Consider the following 2109-nt stretch of genomic DNA (forward strand, 5'->3'; position numbering starts at 1 on the left):
GGCCGGCACGTCGCAACTGGCCGCGCCCATCAGCAGCGCCGGGGTGGTCTTGTCGCAGCCGGTCAGCAGCACCACGCCGTCGATGGGGTTGCCGCGAATCGCTTCCTCCACGTCCATGCTCGCCAGGTTGCGCGTGAGCATGGCGGTGGGGCGCAGGTTCGATTCGCCATTGGAGAACACCGGGAATTCCACGGGGAAGCCGCCGGCCTCGATCACGCCGCGCTTGACGTGCTCGGCGATCTGGCGGAAGTGGGCGTTACACGGGGTCAGCTCGGACCAGGTGTTGCAGATACCGATGATCGGTTTGCCGTGGAACTGATGGTCGGCGATGCCCTGGTTCTTCATCCAGCTGCGGTACATGAAGCCGTTCTTGTCGGCGGTACCAAACCACTGGGCGGAGCGCAGGCCAGGTTTTTTATCAGACATGATGGTTTCTCTTATTGTATGACTATATGTTCTCTATGAAGCTAAACATAAGCGCAAAATGTTAGGTTTGGAAGTGTTGTTTCGTAAATAGTACTACTATATAGTCAATCTCAACTGAGGTATTGCCCTGGCGGATTTTCGCGAGAGGCGTCCCCCGAGCTTCTATAAAAACAACAATCGGAGATCGACTCCCATGAGCCAGGAACTGCGGCTTATACGGCGCATCACGCTGAAACTGATTCCCTTCCTCGTCCTGCTGTACCTGATCGCCTACGTGGACCGCTCCGCCGTGGGGTTCGCCAAGCTGCACATGGGCGCCGACGTCGGCATCGGTGATGCGGCCTACGGCTTTGGCGCAGGCCTGTTCTTTATTGGCTACTTCCTGTTCGAGATCCCCAGCAACCTGATGCTCGATCGCTTCGGCGCACGGCGCTGGTTCGCACGGATCATGATCACCTGGGGCACCATCACCATCGGCATGGCGTTCGTGCAGGGGCCGCAGAGCTTCTATGTGATGCGCTTTCTGCTCGGCGCGGCGGAGGCGGGGTTCTTCCCCGGCGTTCTGTACTACATCACCCAGTGGTTCCCGGTGCGCCATCGCGGCAAGATCCTTGGGCTGTTCATCCTCTCGCAACCGATCGCAATGATGATCACCGGCCCGGTCTCCGGCGGCCTGTTGGGCATGGACGGCACCCTCGGGCTGCACGGCTGGCAATGGCTGTTCATCGTCATCGGCACCCCGGCGATCCTGCTCACCTGGCCGGTGCTGCGCTACCTGCCGGACGGCCCCAAGCAGGTCAACTGGATGAGCGAAGACGAAAAAGCCTGGCTCACCGGCGAACTGGCCAAGGACCTGCAAACATACGGCCAGACCCGCCACGGCAATCCGCTGCACGCCCTCAAGGACAAGCGCGTGTTGCTGCTGGCGCTGTTCTACTTGCCGGTGACCCTGAGCATCTACGGGTTGGGCCTGTGGCTGCCGACGCTGATCAAGCAGTTCGGCGGCACCGACCTGGTCACCGGCTTTGTGTCGGCGGTGCCGTATATCTTCGGGATCATCGGGCTGTTGATCATCCCGCGCAGTTCCGACCGTTTGAACGATCGCTACGGCCACCTGGCGGTGCTTTACGTACTGGGTGCCATCGGCCTGTTCTTCAGTGCCTGGCTGAGTGTGCCGGTGCTGCAAATGGCGGCGCTGTGCCTGGCGGCGTTCGCGATGTTTTCTTGCACTGCGGTGTTCTGGACCCTGCCCGGGCGGTTTTTTGCCGGGGCGAGCGCGGCAGCGGGGATTGCCTTGATCAATTCGGTGGGCAACCTCGGCGGCTATATCGGCCCGTTCGTGATCGGCGCGCTCAAGGAATACACCGGCAACCTGGCCTCGGGCTTGTACTTCCTGTCCGCAGTGATGGTGTTCGGCTTGCTACTGACCGGCGTGGTCTACCGTCTGCTGGAGCGCAAGCATGTGCTGCCGGCTGACCAATTCGCTGCGAGCGCCCGTGGCGCCACGCGTACTTAATCGATTATCAGGAGAAGCGGCATGCGTTTAGTTCAGTTCGAGTTGCGCAACGGTGAGCGTCGGGTCGGCGTGGTGGAGGGTAGCCAGGTGCGCGAAGTGCTCAGCGCGCACAGCGTGCGCGAGTTGGCGCTGGCCGCGATCGAAGCGGGCGTGGGCCTCGCTCAGCA

General features: G+C 61.5%; 2 protein-coding genes and 1 pseudogene. 2 read left to right on the top strand and 1 reads right to left on the bottom strand.

Annotated elements, in window-relative coordinates:
- On the bottom strand, positions 1-426 hold a 426-nt coding region (locus L9Z73_RS29645; protein ID WP_247408453.1), incomplete at its 3' end, for a dihydroxy-acid dehydratase.
- Between the two features lie 193 nt (positions 427-619).
- On the opposite strand from L9Z73_RS29645, the gene L9Z73_RS29650 reads away from it, so the two are divergent.
- Positions 620-1942: an MFS transporter gene (locus L9Z73_RS29650; RefSeq protein WP_247408455.1), complete on the top strand. Its 1323-nt coding sequence runs from the start codon at positions 620-622 to the stop codon at positions 1940-1942.
- 21 nt (positions 1943-1963) lie between these two features.
- Positions 1964-2109 (top strand): annotated as a pseudogene (locus tag L9Z73_RS29655) (AraD1 family protein); the annotation flags it as partial.

Origin of the sequence: Pseudomonas emilianonis (assembly GCF_023072625.1) — a bacterium.
In the GTDB taxonomy this organism is placed as follows: domain Bacteria; phylum Pseudomonadota; class Gammaproteobacteria; order Pseudomonadales; family Pseudomonadaceae; genus Aquipseudomonas; species Aquipseudomonas paraveronii.

What these genes read in the sequence shown, in the direction of transcription:
- L9Z73_RS29650 (WP_247408455.1), top strand. Translation starts at nt 620, where the DNA reads ATGAGCCAGGAACTGCGGCTTATACGGCGCATCACGCTGAAACTGATT.